Here is a 2,644-nt window from a genome sequence, read left to right as displayed (position 1 = left end):
CAAAGGTACAAAAAGAAGAAAAAGACATACTAGAATTCGGTTTCGCATCTTCGCTTAAACGTTGAGTTCCCGAAATTAGTATAAACTTTTTACTTCCCTGCTTCGCAAGCAAGTTTTATGACTTCTGAGATTCAATTAAAAAAAACAGACTTACACACGAAAATAGAGATTCTGTTTATCCTCCTTTGTGCTCTAAAAAAGAATGAAAATTGTTTTTTTTATGAATGCAAAGAGTTGAAGAACGCAAAGCAGTGATTGTAAAAACATCTCTCTGCGGCCTTTGCTTCTTTGCGTTCAAAAAATGAAAAAAGGTGCCGTATAGCACCTCATGTTTATCTTTTATTGGAAAAATCCTATTTCGTCAGATCAATCACCACCAGCTCCTTTTCAAAAGGATTTATTTCGCGGTGAATTAATTGAAACAAGTGCTTGAATTCCCCGCTCGGAGCAAATTGCAACCAATGGAAATAGCGTTCCTGTAAAGAGTTTTCCGGAATAACCCGCTCCGAAATAAAGTCAATCGATTGCAACGTTTGTTCGTGGCGTTGTTTTAATTGCTTCACCAAACGCTGTTCAAATCCTTCCAGCTGCTTTTTCATGCGCACCGCTTCCGCCTCTGCAAACGATTCCAATGTCGCTTCAATGGATTTTGCTTTCTCAATCATTTCCGAGCGCAAAGCATTGAAGGAATCAAATAATGCAGATAAATTCAGATCGTCACCCTCATTTTCTGCCAGGAACAATTTCTTCAGCTCATCTTTTGATTGGAAAAAACGCTCAAGCGGCCAGGATAATTTTTCTATGCGTTTCTTCATCGTTCCATCCAGAAGCTGAATCGAAACACGTTGCTGGATAAGCGGGAAAAGTGTCTCATGTACGTGAAAAACGCCTTTCAACTGAATCCAATAAGCCATTTCTCCGCCGCCGCCCACATAAACTAAGTTCGGTAGAATCGTTTCCTGGTAAACCGGGCGCAAAATCACATTCGGTGAAAAATTCTCCGGCTCTGAGTGAACCAACGCACTCAATTCTGCTTCGCTGAAGACTTTTCCGTCAATTGCCAAACCGTTTTGCACAGGTTCGATCCGCAAACGTTCCCCGTCTTTCAGGTAAAACAGGTTACAATCTCTGGCTTGCGCCTGAGGTTTGTAGCCGGCTTCTTCAATGATTTTATTCGTGTTCAAAACGGCATGATGCGCCAACGGTTTTGCAATTTCTCTTAAAACGACAGGAATAAACTCACGTTTCAAATCGCGGGAATCCGGTTGAAGAACCAATACTCCGAAATCAGCAAATAATTTGCTTAAAAACTCCTGAAGATAAGCCGCATAATTGTCTTTTTCAGAAATAGAAAGCAACTCTGAAATCTCGTTTTCCTTTCCGTCGAAAAAAGATCTGAACGATTCGTGAACTTCCTGGAAATCGTTCATATTGAAACGACCAACGGGTCCTGTTTGATCCGAATTCCAGCTCAGTTTCTGATTGAACAGATGGGTGGATTTCACTTCATCAAAATCATGATCTTCGGAAGCCATCCAAAAAACAGGAACAGCTTTGAACTCTTTCTGACTGGCGTTGAATTCCTCTGCCAGGCGAACTACGTGAAGTACTTTGTAAACCAAGTAAAGCGGTCCGCCGAAAAGTGTGAGCTGATGTCCGGTCGTAACCGTAAACGTCTGTTCGTTTTCCAGCAGCTTTAAATTTTCCAGCTGACGCGCAGATGCATAAGAACCGATTTGCCGGTTCCACACATCCACTAAGTTCTTGCGTGTTTCCGGAGAATAAACCTCCTTTTTTAGTGCTGCCTGTGTGTTTAAATCCGCAATGGAATTCAATGGTGTTGTAAGAAATTGCCCGAATGTCGATTGATTCCCAAAAGCATGGGAAAATGATGAAAATTGTTTGATTTTATCCCGAGCGATAGTTGTTTGACTCATGGGGCAAATTTACACATCATTTTCACTTGTAGCAGTTACCATGGAAGCCAATCTGTTAAAAACCTTAAAAGAATTACGAGTTCCGAATTTCTAATTACGAATTGAGATTCCAATAATCAAGTAGTTTAATTTTCAATTCTCACCTTCCAATTCGGCATTCGTAATTCGTAATTATTAAAGTATCTTTGTAAAAAATTTTATCAAAAAATGGAAGCAATCATTCGCACTGAAAAAGGAGATATGCGTGTAAACTTCTACCAGGAAGATGCACCGAACACTGTCGCTAACTTTGTTAAGCTGGCAAAAGAAGGATTTTATGATGGTTTGACATTTCACCGTGTACTACCTGATTTCGTGATTCAGGGAGGATGCCCTAATTCCCGTGAGGGAGCAAGTGGAATGCCAGGAACCGGCGGACCAGGTTACAAAATTGATTGTGAATTGACCGGAGGAAATCAATTCCACGACCGCGGGGTTCTTTCAATGGCTCATGCAGGAAGAAACACAGGAGGTTCTCAATTCTTTGTTTGCCACAGCAGAAACAATACAGCACATTTGGATCGCAACCATACTTGCTTCGGAAAAGTAGTGGAAGGTTTGGATGTCATTGATGATATCAGACAGGGAGACAGAATCATTGCAATTGAAATTCAGGACTAAGAAAAAAGTTGACAAAAAAAGTCGGGGTGAAAAATTTTTCACCCCGA

The 2,644-nt window shown here is 40.8% G+C and carries 2 protein-coding genes; one reads left to right on the top strand and one right to left on the bottom strand.

Features of this window, described 5'->3' with window-relative positions; translation table 11 throughout:
- Window positions 1-353: 353 nt before the first annotated feature.
- A complete protein-coding gene (gene bshC, locus Q1V93_RS00510) occupies window positions 354-1,937 on the bottom strand; it encodes a bacillithiol biosynthesis cysteine-adding enzyme BshC (RefSeq protein WP_300659961.1) in 1,584 nt (527 codons plus the stop codon).
- Window positions 1,938-2,144: 207 nt separating this feature from the next.
- Between bshC and Q1V93_RS00505 the strand changes: the two genes are divergently transcribed.
- Window positions 2,145-2,597: a peptidylprolyl isomerase gene (locus tag Q1V93_RS00505; RefSeq protein WP_300659958.1), complete on the top strand. Its 453-nt coding sequence runs from the start codon at window positions 2,145-2,147 to the stop codon at window positions 2,595-2,597.
- Window positions 2,598-2,644: the final 47 nt, after the last annotated feature.

Source organism: Fluviicola sp. (genome assembly GCF_030151805.1).
In the GTDB taxonomy this organism is placed as follows: Bacteria; Bacteroidota; Bacteroidia; order Flavobacteriales_D; family Crocinitomicaceae; genus Fluviicola.
This window is presented reverse-complemented; position numbering and strand designations above follow the sequence as displayed.